12 protein-coding genes are annotated in these 15,669 nt (G+C 61.7%); 10 read left to right on the top strand and 2 right to left on the bottom strand.

What is annotated here, in order from left to right; translation table 11 throughout:
• The first annotated feature begins 341 nt into the window (after positions 1–341).
• The 5 genes from ACA065_RS17750 (at position 342) to ACA065_RS17730 (ending at position 7,572) form a co-directional block, all read left to right on the top strand.
• Entirely contained in the window at positions 342–1,247 is a 906-nt protein-coding gene (locus ACA065_RS17750; protein WP_497690817.1) for a hypothetical protein, read from the top strand.
• A 304-nt stretch (positions 1,248–1,551) separates the two neighbouring features.
• Complete coding sequence (locus tag ACA065_RS17745) at positions 1,552–1,890, top strand: hypothetical protein (RefSeq protein WP_497690816.1); 339 nt, start codon at positions 1,552–1,554, stop codon at positions 1,888–1,890.
• 96 nt (positions 1,891–1,986) lie between these two features.
• Positions 1,987–3,225, top strand: a complete 1,239-nt coding sequence (locus ACA065_RS17740) for a TolC family protein (RefSeq protein ID WP_497690815.1) — start codon at positions 1,987–1,989, stop codon at positions 3,223–3,225.
• The gene (locus ACA065_RS17735) at positions 3,218–4,465 is read left to right on the top strand and encodes an efflux RND transporter periplasmic adaptor subunit (RefSeq protein ID WP_497690814.1); all 1,248 of its coding nucleotides are present in this window, start codon (positions 3,218–3,220) and stop codon (positions 4,463–4,465) included. The genes ACA065_RS17740 and ACA065_RS17735 overlap by 8 nt, the downstream gene beginning before the upstream one ends.
• Positions 4,462–7,572: an efflux RND transporter permease subunit gene (locus tag ACA065_RS17730; RefSeq protein ID WP_497690813.1), complete on the top strand. Its 3,111-nt coding sequence runs from the start codon at positions 4,462–4,464 to the stop codon at positions 7,570–7,572. The genes ACA065_RS17735 and ACA065_RS17730 overlap by 4 nt, the downstream gene beginning before the upstream one ends.
• Positions 7,573–7,722: 150 nt before the next feature.
• Here ACA065_RS17730 and ACA065_RS17725 read toward each other — a convergent pair whose 3' ends face one another.
• Both ACA065_RS17725 and ACA065_RS17720 read right to left on the bottom strand, forming a co-directional pair.
• Positions 7,723–8,631: a MurR/RpiR family transcriptional regulator gene (locus tag ACA065_RS17725; RefSeq protein ID WP_497690812.1), complete on the bottom strand. Its 909-nt coding sequence runs from the start codon at positions 8,629–8,631 to the stop codon at positions 7,723–7,725.
• Between the two features lie 83 nt (positions 8,632–8,714).
• Entirely contained in the window at positions 8,715–8,918 is a 204-nt protein-coding gene (locus ACA065_RS17720; RefSeq protein WP_497690811.1) for a hypothetical protein, read from the bottom strand.
• Between ACA065_RS17720 and ACA065_RS17715 the strand changes: the two genes are divergently transcribed.
• The 5 genes from ACA065_RS17715 (at position 8,917) to iolD (ending at position 15,662) form a co-directional block, all read left to right on the top strand.
• A complete protein-coding gene (locus tag ACA065_RS17715) occupies positions 8,917–10,854 on the top strand; it encodes a bifunctional 5-dehydro-2-deoxygluconokinase/5-dehydro-2-deoxyphosphogluconate aldolase (protein WP_497690810.1) in 1,938 nt (645 codons plus the stop codon). The two genes, ACA065_RS17720 and ACA065_RS17715, sit on opposite strands and share 2 nt — an antisense overlap.
• A 162-nt stretch (positions 10,855–11,016) precedes the next feature.
• Positions 11,017–11,907, top strand: a complete 891-nt coding sequence (iolE, locus tag ACA065_RS17710) for a myo-inosose-2 dehydratase (protein ID WP_497690809.1) — start codon at positions 11,017–11,019, stop codon at positions 11,905–11,907.
• Positions 11,907–12,695, top strand: coding sequence for a 5-deoxy-glucuronate isomerase (gene iolB, locus ACA065_RS17705; RefSeq protein ID WP_497690808.1), 789 nt, complete (start codon positions 11,907–11,909; stop codon positions 12,693–12,695). Before iolE ends, iolB begins: the two co-directional genes overlap by 1 nt.
• 25 nt (positions 12,696–12,720) lie before the next feature.
• Positions 12,721–13,542, top strand: coding sequence for a TIM barrel protein (locus ACA065_RS17700; protein ID WP_497690807.1), 822 nt, complete (start codon positions 12,721–12,723; stop codon positions 13,540–13,542).
• 188 nt (positions 13,543–13,730) lie between these two features.
• Positions 13,731–15,662, top strand: a complete 1,932-nt coding sequence (gene iolD, locus ACA065_RS17695; protein WP_497690806.1) for a 3D-(3,5/4)-trihydroxycyclohexane-1,2-dione acylhydrolase (decyclizing) — start codon at positions 13,731–13,733, stop codon at positions 15,660–15,662.
• The last annotated feature ends 7 nt before the right edge of the window (positions 15,663–15,669 follow it).

Below are 15,669 nucleotides of genomic sequence, written 5' to 3'. Positions count from 1 at the left end.
ATTAAACTTCATCTTGGCAAAACTGACACAGCTTTCATGCCTGGGAACAGGGTAAGTGTGGGAGCGGGCTTGCTCGCGAAAGGTGTGTGTCAGCTACTCATGCGCTGGCTGATGCACCGCTTTCGCGAGCAAGCCCGCTCCCACAGGTAAGGTGTTTGCGCAGGAATGCATAACGCCCGCCCAAAACAGTCATTTCTTGCAACTTGCATGGTTCAAGTTAGTTCAAAATTTATATCTAGTTGAAATTTAAGGAATTTATTTTTTTGCCGGACTGGCATGGTGCCTGCACTGTCCCTTTTGAGAGTTGTAACACTATTTTTCCTGCCGGGAGCAAAACAACAATGATCACATCCTCATCCACGCTGCAAGAGTCGAGCACGCACTCCGGGGTTTCCTGGGGGGCGATTTTCGCCGGGGCCGCCGCCGCGGCCGCACTGTCGCTGATCCTGGTGCTGCTGGGCTTCGGCCTGGGCTTTTCGGCGGTGTCGCCGTGGGCCGACAGCGGTATCAGCGCCAAGGGGCTTGGCATATCCACGATTGTCTGGCTGGCATTCACCCAGATCGTCGCTTCGGGCTTGGGCGGTTACATCGCCGGTCGTTTGCGCGTGAAGTGGGCGAATATGCATGGCGATGAAGTGTACTTTCGCGACACCGCCCATGGGTTCCTGGCGTGGGCAGTTGCCACGCTGGTCACCGCAATGCTGGTGGTCGGTTCGGTCAGCAGTGTGGTGAGCGGCGGCGTCAAGGCCGGTGCGGGCGTGGCTGCCGGTGCGGCCAGTGGCTTGACCCAGGCGGCAGGCAGCGCGGCCAAAGGTGCCAACAGCGGCGACTTTGACTATTACGTTGACAGCCTGTTTCGTGATGACCGCCCAGCGGCTGTCAGCGATGACGCTGTGCATGGCGTGGTAGCGCGCATCTTCACTCGCACTCTGAGCAACGACGGCCAGCTGGCCCCAGAAGACCGTACTTACCTGGCCCAGTTGATCAGCCAACGCACCAACCTCAGCCAGGCCGATGCCGAAGCGCGGATCGACAAGGTGTACGGCGACGCGCGCAAAGCCATCGAAGACGCCAAGCTCAAAGCCAAACAGGCGGCTGATACCGCCGCGAAGGTGGCTGCCTACACCTCGCTGTGGACCTTTATTGCGCTGTTGATCGGTGCCTTCTTCGCCAGCTTCGCTGCAACCTTTGGCGGCCGTCGTCGGGATGCCGTGGTGTATGTCGAAACTGAAAACTACGTTCGTTAATTAAGGAGAACAACATGCGCTCACTACTGCTTTGGTTCCTCGGCGTCCCTATCCCGGTCATCATTCTGATCGCGATCTTCATGCACTAAACCGGAGCCTGGCTCGGTCCCCTGTGGGAGCGGGCTTGCTCGCGAAGACGGTGTATCAGCTACTCATGAGTAGACTGACACACCGTCTTCGCGAGCAAGCCCGCTCCCACATTTTGTTTGGTGCAGGGCGAGGCGCGGCAGCGGCGCCTTCACGGGCGACTTCTCACGCAATTGTTAATAGCGGCTTAACCCGCGCTTGGCTAGACTCGCACCCCATGAGCCGCCTTCTGCGTTTAATTCTGGTCATGCTGTTAAGCCTCACGCTTCCCCTGACCGGGATGGCGGGTGTGCCGTCGAGCACTGAGCCTTGCCCGATGAACATGTCGGACATGCAGATGATGACCGACATGGCCCCCGACTGCTGCCAGGGCGGCGCCGATCATGGCAAGGCCTGCAAACCCGGGCAGGAATGCAAGACCGGCGGCCTGCTGCAACTCTCCATGCCGGTGCTCAAAGCCCCGCTGACCCTGGCCCATCCGCTGGTTGCCGGTCTCTCTTCTGATTTCATCCCCGACCGCACGCCGTCCGGCGTCTGGCGCCCACCCCGTTCCTGATTCCTGTTGCAACTGAAGACTCATCCCGTGTTCGGGATGGCCTTGCTGTGGGCCGCGTAAAGCGGAACGCAGTGGAATCGATCAGGAATCTTCACCATGAATGCCCTCTACCTGCGCGCCCTGGTGGTGGGCGTGCTGACATGGCCCGCGCTTGCCTCTGCGCTGACCCTGGATGACGCCCTGCGCCTGGCGCAAAACAACGCACCTTCGCTGACCGCTGAGGCAGCCAAGCTGCACGCGGCTACGCAAGCCGCCATCCCGGCCGGCGAACTGCCCGACCCGAAACTGCTGGTGGGCCTGCAGAATTTCCCCGTCGGCGGGCCCAACCGCGGCACGTTGTATGGCGATGACATGACCGAGCAGATGATCGGCATCCAGCAACAGGTGCCCAGCCGAGACAAACGCAAGGCCCGCATCGAGCTGGCCGATGCCACGGTGCAAACCGCGGCCGCCGAAGGTCGCATCGAACGCCTTAACGTACGCCAAGCCACGGCCCAGGCCTGGATTCGCGCCTACGCGGTGGAGCGCAAAGAGGCCTTGTTCAACGACTTTTACCAACAGAACCGGCTGCTGCAAGACAGCGTGCGGGCGCAGTTGGCCGGTGGGCGCGGGCAGGCTGCCGATACGGTGGTGCCCAAGCAGGAAGCGGCCGAACTGGCCGAGCGCAAAGACGAGTTGACCCAACAGCGGGCCCAGGCCCGCGCCGCCCTCAAGCGCTGGATCGGCCCGGCCGCGGACGAAGCCCCCAGTGGGCAGTTGCCCAGCTGGAACATCGACAGCCACGGCTACAGTCACAACCTGCACCAGCATCCCGAGCTGCAAGCCTTTGTGCCGCGCACCCGCGAAGCGCAAGCGCGTGTGCAGGAAGCCAAGGCGCAAAAGACCTCGGATTGGAGTTGGGAAGTGGACTACCAACACCGCGGCCGCGAATACGGCGATATGGTCAGCCTGCAATTGAGCTTTGACCTGCCGATATTCCCAGGCCGTCGACAAAACCCCGGCATCGCCGCCAAACAGGCGGCGCTGGACCAACTCGACGCCGAGCGCGAAGCCGTCACCCGCGAACATACCCAGATGCTTGATGACGAACTGGCGGTTTACCAGCGCCTGGACCGCGCGGTGCAGCGCAGCCAGGACAGCCTGGTGCCGCTGGCCGAAGAGAAGGTCGCCCTGAGCCTCGCCAGTTACCGCGCGGGCAAAGGCGACCTGATGAATGTGGTCAGCGCTCGCCGTGAGCTGGTCGACACGCGTTTCAAACAGATTGATGCCATCGAACAGCGTGCCTTGAGCGGCGCCCGGCTGTACTTCGCCTATGGGGAACCCACCAATGAATAATCGAATCGCGGTAGCGCTGGTGTTGCTCGGCCTGGGCGCAGGCTACGGACTGGCGCAGTTGCACACCACGGCATCGGTGCCTGCCAAAGACGACAAACAAGCGCTGTATTGGTACGACCCGATGTACCCGCAACAGAAGTTCGACAAGCCCGGCAAGTCGCCTTTTATGGACATGCAATTGGTGCCGCGCTACGCCGAAGGCGCGGCTGCGGATACACCCACGGTGCAGATCGACCCACGCCAAACCCAGAACATTGGCGTGCGCCTGGCCACGGTCAGCCGTGGTGTGATGACGTCCACCCTGGACCTGTCGGGCATTCTCGCCTTCAACGACCGTGATGTGGCGGTGGTGCAGGCGCGGGCCGCCGGGTTTGTCGAGCGGGTCTACGCGCGGGCGCCGGGCGATGTGCTCAAGGCCGGCGCGCCGTTGGCGGACATCCTGGTGCCCGAGTGGGCCTCGGCCCAGGAAGAATTTCTCGCCCTGCGCCACAGCGCTGACAGCGGTTTGTTGGCTGCCGTTCGCCAGCGCCTGCGCCTGAGCGGCATGCCAGCGGGGCTGATCACGCAGATGGAGCGCAGCGGCCGGGTGCAGTCGACAGTGACCGTCACCACGCCGTTGAGCGGCGCGTTGCAAACCCTGGACGTGCGCGAAGGCATGACCGTTGCGGCGGGGCAGACCCTGGCGCGGGTCAATGGTTTGGATCAAGTCTGGTTGCAGGTCGCCGTGCCGCAAGCGCAAGGCGCTACGTTGGCCGTAGGGCAAGCTGTGACGGCGCACTTTGTCGGCTTGCCGGGTAAGGCCGTTAATGGCGTCATCAGCGCGATTCTGCCTGCCAACGCCATGGACAGCCGCACTGTGCAGGTTCGCGTCGAACTGCCCAACCCCGACGGCAACTTGCGCCCCGGCATGACCGCTCAGGTGCGCCTGGCGCAAACCAGCGGGCAATCGGTGTTGCAGGTGCCAAGCGAAGCGTTGATCCGCACCGGTAAGCGTGTGTTGGTGATGCTGGCCGAGGAGGGCGGGCACTATCGGCCGGTGGACGTTGAAGTGGGCGCGGAAAACCAGGACCAGACCGTGATCCGCAGCGGTTTGCAGGAGGGCCAGCAGGTGGTCGCGTCCGGTCAATTTTTGCTGGACTCTGAAGCAAGTTTGCGGGGTTTAGTAGCGCCAGCGTCCGGCGATTTATCCCATGACCCCGCCATGGGCACAATGAGCATGCAACCCGGAGCCCAGCCATGATCGCCTTGTTGATTCGCTGGTCAGTGGCGAACCGTTTTCTGGTGTTGCTCGCCACATTGTTCATCACCGCATGGGGCGTTTGGGCCGTGCAAAACACGCCCGTCGACGCCTTGCCGGACCTCTCGGACGTGCAAGTGATTATCCGCACGCCGTACCCAGGCCAGGCGCCGCAGATCGTCGAAAACCAGGTCACTTACCCGATGACCACCACCATGCTCTCAGTGCCGGGCGCCAAGACCGTGCGTGGTTTTTCGTTTTTTGGCGACAGCTACGTCTACGTGCTGTTCGACGAAGGCACCGACCTGTATTGGGCGCGTTCGCGAGTGCTGGAATACCTCAGCCCATTGCAGGCGCGGCTGCCGGCATCCGCCAAACCCTCGCTGGGGCCGGATGCCACCGGCGTCGGTTGGATCTACCAATACGCGCTGGTGGACCGTACGGGTCAGCACGACCTGGCGCAATTGCGCGCACTGCAAGACTGGTTCCTCAAGTTTGAACTCAAAACCCTGCCGAATGTGGCGGAAGTCGCGACCATCGGCGGCCAGGTCAAGCAATACCAGGTGCTGCTTGACCCGCTGGCCCTGGCCAGTCGCGGCATCACCCAGGCCCAAGTGGCGGACGCCATTGGCAAGGCCAACCAGGAAACCGGCGGCTCGGTGCTGAACATGGGCGAGTCCGAGTACATGGTGCGGGCCTCCGGTTACCTGAAAAGCCTGGCAGATTTTCGCGCCATTCCATTGCGCCTCGACAGCAACAATGTGCCGGTGACTCTCGGCGATGTGGCGACGATTCAACTTGGCCCGGACCTGCGCAGGGGCATCAGCGAACTCGATGGCGAGGGCGAAGCGGTGGGCGGCGTGGTGATCCTGCGCAGCGGCAAAAATGCGCGTGAGGCCATCGCTGCGGTCAAGGCCAAATTTGAGCAATTAAAAAGCAGCCTGCCGCCCGGTGTAGAAGTCGTCACCACTTACGATCGCAGTAAGTTGATCGACCGTGCCGTGGACAATCTCAGCCACAAACTGCTGGAAGAGTTCCTGGTGGTGGCGCTGGTGTGCGGGATTTTCCTGTGGCATCTGCGCTCGTCTTTGGTGGCCATTATCTCGCTGCCGGTGGGGGTGTTGATCGCGTTTATCGTCATGCGCTTTCAGGGCATCAACGCCAATATCATGTCGTTGGGCGGCATCGCGATTGCCATCGGCGCGATGGTGGATGCGGCGGTGGTGATGATCGAAAATGCCCACAAGAAAATCGAAGCCTGGCATCACGCCAATCCCGGTAAGCCATTGAAGGGCGACGATCACTGGCAGGTGGTGACGGCGGCGGCAGTGGAAGTCGGGCCGGCGCTGTTTTTCTGTTTGCTGATCATCACGCTGTCGTTTATCCCGGTGTTCACCTTGCAGGCCCAGGAAGGCCGTTTGTTCGGTCCGCTGGCCTACACCAAGACCTACGCCATGGCGGCTGCGGCGGGGTTGTCGGTGACGTTGATCCCGGTACTGATGGGCTATTGGATTCGCGGGCGCATCCCTGACGAACAGCGCAACCCGCTTAATCGCGGCTTGATCAAGCTCTACCAACCCGCCCTTGATGCGGTGCTGCGCTGGCCGCGTGCGACCTTGCTGGTGGCGTTGCTGATGGTGGCCAGCGTGCTGTGGCCGATGTCGAAACTGGGTGGTGAATTCCTGCCGCCGCTCGATGAGGGCGACTTGCTCTATATGCCATCGGCGCTGCCGGGGCTGTCGACGCAAACCGCGGGTGAACTGCTGCAACGCACCGATCGCCTGATCAAGAGCGTGCCGGAAGTCGCCCATGTGTTCGGCAAGGCCGGCCGCGCCGAAACTGCCACCGACCCGGCGCCGCTGGAGATGTTTGAGACCACCATCGAGTTCAAGCCCAAAGACCAATGGCGCCCCGGCATGACCCCGGAGAAGTTGGTAAAAGAGCTGGACCGCGTGGTGCAGGTGCCGGGCCTGACCAATATCTGGATTCCACCGATCCGCAACCGCATCGACATGCTCGCCACCGGTGTAAAAAGCCCGATTGGCATGAAGGTGGCAGGCACCAGCCTGATGCAGATCGACGCGGTGACTCAGGCCGTGGAAAAGGTCGCCAAGAGCGTGCCCGGCGTGAGCTCGGCACTGGCGGAACGGCTGACCGGCGGGCGCTACATCGACGTGGATATCGACCGCGCTGCAGCTGCGCAATACGGGCTGAATATCGCTGATGTGCAGTCGATTGTGTCGGGAGCGATTGGCGGGGAAACCATTGGCGAAACCGTCGAAGGCCTGGCGCGTTTCCCGATCAGCCTGCGTTACCCCAAGGAGTGGCGCGACTCGGTAACGGCCCTGGAAAACCTGCCGATCTACACGCCGCAAGGCGCTCAGATCACCCTCGGCACGGTGGCCAGGCTCAAAGTCAGCGAAGGCCCGCCGATGCTCAAGAGTGAAAACGCGCGGCCTTCCGGCTGGGTCTACATCGACGTGCGCGACCGTGACCTGGCGTCGGTGGTGAAGGACTTGCGTGAAGCGGTCAACCAGCAGGTGCACCTGCAGCCGGGCATGAGCCTCAGTTATTCAGGGCAGTTCGAATTCCTGGAGAGGGCTAATGAACGTCTGAAGCTGGTGGTGCCGGCGACTCTGCTGATCATCTTTGTGCTGCTCTACCTGACCTTTCGTCGTGTGGACGAAGCATTGTTGATCATCGCCACGCTGCCCTTTGCGCTGACGGGCGGCGTGTGGTTGCTGTACTGGCTGGGTTTCAACCTGTCGGTGGCCACGGGCGTGGGGTTTATTGCATTGGCGGGTGTGTCGGCCGAGTTCGGCGTGATCATGCTGCTGTACCTGAAAAACGCCTGGGCCGAGCGTAAGGACGGTAACTTGTTGGCGGCTATCACAGAAGGCGCGGTGCTGCGTGTGCGCCCCAAAGCCATGACCGTGGCCGTCATCATCGCCGGCTTGCTGCCGATTCTGCTGGGCGGTGGCACCGGCAGCGAAGTCATGAGCCGCATCGCCGCGCCGATGATCGGCGGCATGCTCACTGCGCCGCTGTTATCACTGTTCGTAATCCCTGCCGCCTACCACCTGCTACGCCGCTCCAAAGCCAAACACTAACCAAACGGTAGGAACTGGCTTTATGTGGGAGCGGGCTTGCTCGCGAAAGCGGTGTGTCAGTCAGCTTATCTGATACTGACACACCGTATTCGCGAGCAAGCCCGCTCCCACACAAGCCCGCTCCCACAGGGTAGATCCATTACCTCAGACTCAGTCATCAAACCCCACCTGCTCGTGAATCTCATCCACCTTCAACTCCAACCGATACGCCACCGCAATAAACAACGCCTGACACAGGCACAAGGTGGCGCTTAACGAGCGAAACGCAAACGACGAACCCTCATTCACCAACAACACCGCGTTCGCCCGCTTGGCCAGGGGCGACAGGTTGCTGTCGGTGATGATCAAGGTTTTGGCCTGATGATGCTGGGCAATCCGCAGGCAATGCTGGGTCTCTTTGCCATACGGCGTAAAGCTGATCGCAATCACCAAGTCATTGGCGCGCACGCTGCGCATCTGCTCGCGATAACTGCCGCCCAAACCCGAGACCAGGTGAATGCGCTTGTTGGTGTGCTGCAGGTTGTAGACCAGGTAATCAGCCACCGCGAAGGAGCGGCGCACACCGACCACGTAGATATTGTCGGCGTTGACCACCAAATCCACGGCCTTCTCGAACGCCACATCATCCAGTTCCAGGCCCAGCCGCTCGATGCCGGAGAGGGTTGCATTCACGCATTCGCGCGCCAGGTCACCGCCGCTGGCCTTCTGCGATTTGTTGGCGATCATGCTGCGGATGCGCTGCTGGTAGTTCTGCACCGGCGTGGTCTTGTGGGTGTAGGCCTCGCGAAACAGCGCCTGCATCTCACTGAAACCACTGAAACCAAAACGCTGGGAGAACCGCACGATGGCCGAGGGGTGCACCTCGCATTCGCGGGCGATGTCGCTGATGCGGTCGACCATGATCCGGTCGCTTTGCTGGCTCATGTAGCTGGCAATGCGTTTGAGCTGGCGCGGCAGGCTTTCGTATTCATCGGTGATCAGCTGCAACAGGCGCTCGGCATTGATCGGAGGGCTGGCAATAGTCTCTTCCAGTGTGGTCTCGGGATCGGTGCGGGACATGGGCAATCCTTCTGGCTTGTTCTTCTGATGCGCTGATGGGTGGGCGCAAGTCTACAGGGTAGGCGCAAAAAAATACCTTGGCATCACGGCGCCCATGGGCTGCTGAATCGATGCAGGAGGGCTGGCGTGCCATTATGCTGGCTTATTGGAAAAAATATTCCACTAAAAATAATTATGGAATAAATATTGATTGGTGCTTCTGAACGTTCTAGTCTGCTCTCACCAAGAGCGTGTGCCGTCACCTCGGCGGCACCACGCAGGCTGATAAAAATAACAGGAGCCAGCATGGGCCAGACTCGTTTTGCCAGTGGGCGTCAATTGGATCTGATTTGCCTCGGGCGCCTGGGCGTCGACCTCTATGCACAGCAAGTGGGTGCGCGGCTTGAGGACGTATCCAGCTTCGCCAAGTACCTCGGCGGGTCTTCCGCCAATATCGCTTTCGGCACCGCGCGGCTGGGGCTCAAATCGGCGATGTTGAGCCGGGTCGGCGACGACCATATGGGCCGTTTCCTGCTCGAATCCCTGGCCCGCGAAGGCTGCGATGTCAGCGGCATCAAGGTCGACCCGGAACGCCTCACCGCCCTGGTGCTGCTGGGCCTCAAGGACCGCGAAACCTTCCCTTTGGTGTTTTACCGTGAAAACTGCGCCGACATGGCCCTGCGCGCCGAAGACATCAGCGAAGCCTTTATTGCCTCCAGCAAAGCCTTGCTGATCACCGGCACGCATTTCTCCACCGACGGCGTCTACAAGGCGAGCATCCAGGCGTTGGACTACGCGGCCAAGCACAACGTCAAGCGCGTGCTGGATATCGACTACCGCCCGGTGCTGTGGGGCCTGGCGGGCAAGGCGGATGGCGAAACGCGGTTTGTCGCCGACCAGAATGTGAGCCAGCACGTGCAGAAAATCCTGCCGCGTTTTGACTTGATCGTCGGCACCGAAGAAGAATTTTTGATCGCCGGCGGCAGTGAGAATTTGCTCTCGGCGCTGCGCACTGTGCGTGAACTGACCCCGGCAACCCTGGTGGTCAAGCTCGGCCCGCAGGGCTGCACGGTGATCCACGGCGCGATCCCGGCGCGCCTCGAAGACGGCGCAATTTACCCCGGCGTGCGCGTTGAAGTGCTCAACGTGCTGGGGGCCGGCGATGCATTTATGTCGGGCTTTCTCAGCGGCTGGCTAAATGACGCCAGCGATGAACGTTGCAGCCAGTTGGCCAATGCCTGCGGCGGCCTGGTGGTGTCCCGCCACGCCTGCGCGCCGGCCATGCCCACGCCTGCTGAACTCGATTATCTGTTCAACAGCCCGGTGCCCATCACCCGGCCTGACCAGGACGTGACCCTGCAACGCCTGCACCGCGTCACGGTGCCGCGCAAAGCCTGGAAGCAGCTGTTCGTGTTCGCCTTCGACCACCGCTGGCAACTGGTGGACCTGGCGCAAAAAGGCGGCCAGGACCCTGCTTGCATCAGCGACATCAAGCAGCTGTTTATCCAGGCCATCGAACGGGTCGAAAGCAAGTTGCGCGAGCAGGGCGTCGACGCCGATGTGGGACTGTTGGCCGACCAGCGTTTCGGCCAGGACGCGCTCAATGCCGCCACCGGTCGTGGCTGGTGGATCGCGCGCCCGGTGGAAGTCCAGAACTCGCGGCCGCTGGCGTTTGAGCACGGCCGCTCGGTGGGCAGCAACCTGATTGCCTGGCCCCAGGAACACATCATCAAGTGCCTGGTGCAATTCCACCCCGATGACGAGCCGATGCTACGCCTGGAACAGGAAGCGCAACTGAAAGCGGTGTACGAGGCCTCACTGGTCAGCGGCCATGAGCTGCTGCTGGAAGTCATCCCGCCCAAGGATCACCCGTCGACCTATCCCGATGTGCTCTATCGCAGCCTCAAGCGCCTGTACAACCTGGGCATCTACCCGGCGTGGTGGAAGATCGAGGCGCAGTCGGCCGAGGACTGGAAAAAGCTCGACGAGCTGATCCAGGAGCGCGACCCGTACTGCCGTGGCGTGGTGCTGCTGGGCCTGAACGCATCGGCCGAGTTTCTCGCCGACGGCTTCCAGCAAGCCAGCCAGAGCACTACCTGCCGAGGTTTCGCGGTGGGCCGCACGATCTTCCAGGAACCGAGCCGCGCGTGGATGGCGGGGGAAATTGATGATGAAACCCTGATCCAGCAGGTGCAGGGTACATTCGAACAACTCATCAACGCCTGGCGCAGCGCTAGACATTGAGCGTCGCCCTCAACCTGAAATGCAAACCACTGTGGGAGCTGGCTTGCCTGCGATGCAGACAACTCGGTCTATCAGCTACACCGGGCTGATGCCATCGCAGGCAAGCCAGCTCCCACACAAGCCAGATATCAGTGAAGCTGAAAAACAATAAAAGGTGCAGCCATGCCCGCAATCCGAATTGGCATCAACCCGATCTCCTGGAGCAACGACGACCTGCCGGCCCTGGGCGGTGAAACACCGCTGAGCACCGCCTTGAGCGAAGGCAAGGAGATCGGCTACGAAGGTTTTGAGCTCAACGGCAAATTCCCCAAGGACGCCAAAGGCGTCGGCGACGTGCTGCGCCCCTACGACCTGGCCCTGGTCTCCGGCTGGTATTCCAGCCGCCTGGCGCGGCGCTCGGTGGCGGAAGAAATCAAGGCGATTGCCGGCCATGTCGAACTGCTGAAACTCAACGGCGCCAAGGTGCTGGTCTACGGCGAAGTCGCCGACTCTATCCAAGGCGCCAAAGTACGCCTGATCGAACGCCCACGGTTTCACAGCGAACACGCCTGGCAGGACTATGCGGACAAACTCACCGAGCTGGCGCGTTTCACCCTGTCCCAAGGTGTGCGCCTGGCCTACCACCACCACATGGGCGCTTACGTCGAATCCCCCGAAGACATTGACCAACTGATGAACCGTACGGGTCCTGAAGTCGGCCTGCTGTTCGATTCGGGCCACTGCTATATGGGCGGCGGCGAGCCCATTGAGGTGCTGCGCAAACACATCGACCGCATCTGCCACGTGCATTTCAAGGACGTGCGCAAACCGGTGGTGCAACTGGCGCGCAACCAGATGTGGAGCTTCCCCGATTGCATCGTCAACGGCACCTTCACCGTGCCCGGCGATGGCGATATCGACTTTGCCGAGCTGCTCGATGTGCTGCTGGCCGCCAGGTACGAGGGCTGGCTGGTGGTGGAAGCCGAGCAGGACCCGGCCGTGGCGCCCAGCTATATCTATGCAAAAAAAGGCTATGACACCTTGCGCGCGCTTCTCAACGAGAGGACTAAGTGATGAGCTTGTTGGTCAAAAGCAGCAAACGTGGGCAAACCATGGTCGCCCTGGAAGACGGGCGCCTGGAATACGTGGGCTTTGCCGCCTACCGCCTGAGCCTCGGTGAAACCCTGCCGGTCAGCGCCGGTGATCAAGAGCTGTGCCTGGTGCTGCTCAGCGGCCGGGTGAATATCGAAGGCGAGGGTTTCAACTGGCAGAACCTGGGCGATCGCCAGTCGGTGTTCGAAGACAAATCACCCTTTGCCGCCTACCTGCCGCCCGGCACCGATGCGCAGGTGACCGCGTTGAGCGATGTGCAAATTGCGGTGTGCGCCGCGCCCGGTGCAGCGGGTTTTGCACCCCGCCTGATCCGCCCCGAGCAGTGCAAGCGCAGCGTGCGCGGCAAGGGCGCCAACACCCGTTATGTGTGCGACATCCTGCCCGACAGCGAGCCGGCGCATTCGCTGCTGGTGGTGGAAGTGCGCACGCCGTCGGGGCATTCGTCGAGCTACCCGCCGCACAAGCACGACACCGATGACCTGCCGCACCAGAGCTTTCTGGAAGAAACCTACTACCACCAAATCAACCCACCCCAGGGCTTTGTGTTCCAGCGGGTGTACACCGACGACCGCAGCATCGACCAGGCCATGGCCGTTGAAAACAGCGACCTGGTGGTGGTGCCCAAGGGTTACCACCCGGTCAGCGTGCCCTATGGCTACGAGTCTTATTACCTGAACGTGATGGCCGGCCCCAAGCGCGCCTGGCATTTCCATAACGACCCGCAGCACAGCTGGCTGCTGGACCTCTAACCGGTTTGGACGGAGAACAAAAATAATGAAGTCGCCGCTACGTTTTGCCCTTAACCGCATGGTCGCGCCCAACCTTTCCCTGCCGGATTTCATTCAGTTGGCGGCGGCCCTCAAGTGCGATGCCATCGAGATTCGCAACGACCTCAAAGGTCACGAAATCGAATTCGGCACCCCAGCCAGCCGCGTGCGGGAACTGTGCGCGGTGCAGGGCATCACGGTGCTGTCGATCAACGCGCTGTACCCCTTTGATGTGTGGAATGACGAGCGCCGCGCCCAGGCGATCAAGCTCGCCACCTACGCCCGTGAATGCGGCGCGCAAGGCCTGGTGATGTGCCCGCTCAATGATCGCGGCGATACGCGCGACGAAGCCCAGCGTGCCGCCGGTTTGCGCACCGCATTAAGTGAGTTGGCGCCGATCCTGCGCGAGTACGGGATTTTCGGCTTTATCGAGCCGCTGGGCTTTGAGGAATGTGCGCTGCGCCGCAAGCGTGTTGCCGTGGACGCGATCCAATCGATTGGCGGCCTGGATGTGTTTCGCCTGGTGCACGACACCTTCCATCACCACCTGGCCAGCGAGCAGGCGTTCTTCCCCCAATTGACCGGCCTGGTGCATATCTCCGGCGTGGAAGACGCCGAAGCGCCGCTGAACTCTATTCGCGACGGCCACCGCGTGCTGGTGGGCGAGGGCGATATCCTCGGCAATGCCGCGCAGATCGACACCTTGCTCAGCAGCGGGTACTGCGGTTATCTGTCGTTCGAGCCGTTTGCGGAAAGCGTGCATGCGTTGGCGGATATCCAGCAGGCATTGGGGGCAAGCATCGCCCATCTACAAAACCCTCGAACCTGACGCCGGCCAAACTGTGGGAGCGGGCTAAATGTGGCGAGCAAGCTTGCTTGCGCTGGGGTGCGTAGCGCCCCCAAAAAGCCGCCTCCAGCTGCGCTGTCGAACGGGAGCAAGCTCCCTCGCCACGGCAAGCCCGCTCCCACATTGGATTACCGTTCATCGATAGATTTGCATTCAAACAAGGTGCGAACATGACCACAACACGATTGACCATGGCCCAGGCCCTGGTGAAATTCCTGGATAACCAATACATCGAAGTCGATGGCGTGCAGAGCAAGTTTGTCGCCGGGATTTTCACCATTTTCGGCCACGGCAATGTGCTGGGCCTGGGCCAGGCGCTGGAGCAGGACAGCGGCGATCTGGTGGTGCATCAGGGCCGCAACGAGCAAGGCATGGCCCACGCCGCCATCGGTTTCGCCAAGCAACACCTGCGTCGCAAGATCTACGCGTGCACCTCGTCGGTCGGCCCCGGCGCGGCGAATATGCTCACGGCTGCGGCGACCGCGACGGCCAACCGTATTCCGTTGCTGCTGTTGCCCGGCGATGTCTACGCCAGCCGCCAGCCCGACCCGGTGTTGCAGCAGATCGAGCAGTTCCACGACCTGAGCATCAGCACCAACGATGCCTTCCGTTCCGTGAGCAAATACTGGGACCGCATCAACCGCCCCGAACAGCTGATGACCGCTGCGATCCACGCCATGCGCGTGCTGACCGACCCGGCGGAAACCGGCGCGGTGACCTTGGCCTTGCCGCAGGATGTGCAAGCCGAGGCCTGGGACTACCCCGACTATTTCCTGCAAAAACGCGTGCACCGCATCGAACGTCGCCCGCCGACGGACGCGATGATCGGCGATGCACTGGCTGCTTTTCGAGGCAAGCGCAAACCGCTGATCATCTGCGGCGGCGGGGTCAAATACGCCGGCGCGAATGCCGCGTTGCAGGCGTTTGCCGAGCGCTTTGATATTCCCTTCGCAGAAACCCAGGCAGGCAAGAGCGCGGTGGTCTCCAGCCACCCGCTGAACCTGGGCGGGGTCGGCGAAACCGGTTGCCTGGCGGCGAACCTGCTGGCCCCGCAAGCGGACCTGATCATTGGTATTGGCACCCGCTACACCGATTTCACCACGTCATCGAAGTCGCTGTTCAAGCACCCCGAGGTCAAGTTTCTCAACCTCAACATCAGCCCCTGCGATGCACTGAAGCTGGACGGCGTGCAGCTGCTGGCGGATGCCAAGGTGGGCCTGGAAGCATTGGCGGATGCGCTGGGTGACTACCGTTCCGACTGGGCGGACCTGCCACGCGACGCCAAGGCGCAGCTGGATGCCGAGGTGGACCGCATCTACCAGGCCGACTACCAGACGGACAACTTCGTCCCGGAAATCAACGACCACATGGACCCGGCGGTTCTGCGCGAATTTATCGAGCTGACCGGCTCCTGCCTGACCCAAAGCCGCGTGCTCGGCGTGCTCAATGAAACCTTGGCCGATGACGCGATCATCGTTGCCGCGGCCGGCAGCCTGCCCGGTGACTTGCAGCGCAGTTGGCGCAGCAAGGGCGTCAACACCTACCACGTCGAGTATGGCTATTCGTGCATGGGCTACGAGGTTAATGCCGCGTTGGGCGTGAAGCTGGCCGAGCCAACGCGGGAGGTCTACGCGCTGGTGGGCGATGGCTCCTACATGATGCTGCACTCCGAGCTGGCCACCTCGATCCAGGAGCGACGCAAGATCAACGTGGTGCTGCTCGACAACATGACCTTCGGCTGCATCAACAACCTGCAGATGGAACACGGCATGGACAGCTTCGGCACCGAATTCCGCTTCCGCAATCCAGAGACCGGCAAGCTCGACGGTGGTTTTGTACCGGTGGACTTCGCCATGAGCGCGGCGGCCTATGGCTGCAAGACCTACAAGGTCAGCACTGTGGAGCAGTTGCAGGCGGCGCTGGCCGATGCGCGCACGCAAACGGTGTCGACGCTGATTGATATCAAGGTTCTGCCCAAAACCATGATCCACAAATACCTGTCGTGGTGGCGGGTCGGCGTGGCGCAGGTCTCCACCAGCGCGCGCACTGATGCGGTGGCCAAACAACTCAATGAACGCCTGGCCAAAGCCCGGCAGTACTAATAACAAG

The organism is Pseudomonas sp. LBUM1640, assembly GCF_059716225.1.
This window is presented reverse-complemented; position numbering and strand designations above follow the sequence as displayed.